Source organism: Pseudomonas putida (assembly GCF_030159595.1).
Classification (GTDB): domain Bacteria; phylum Pseudomonadota; class Gammaproteobacteria; order Pseudomonadales; family Pseudomonadaceae; genus Aquipseudomonas; species Aquipseudomonas putida_AC.
The window spans coordinates 1-219 of record NZ_BSKJ01000074.1; the positions used below are offsets into that span (position 1 = coordinate 1).

The following is a 219-nucleotide window of genomic DNA, read 5'->3' on the forward strand; positions in this document are numbered from 1 at the left end:
CATAGCTCAGCTGGATAGAGTACTCGGCTACGAACCGAGCGGTCGCAGGTTCGAATCCTGCTGAGTCCGCCACTTTCCTGAAGTGGCTCTGCTTGCAAAGCTGCTTCAGTCAACCAGTGGTAATCTGGTTTAAAACTACCACCACGGACTCATAGCTCAGCTGGATAGAGTACTCGGCTACGAACCGAGCGGTCGCAGGTTCGAATCCTGCTGAGTCCG

General features: G+C 54.3%; 1 tRNA gene. It reads left to right on the forward strand.

The annotated features are described in order from the left end of the window. The first annotated feature begins 145 nt into the window (after positions 1-145). Positions 146-219 (forward strand) — tRNA-Arg (locus tag QQL85_RS26565).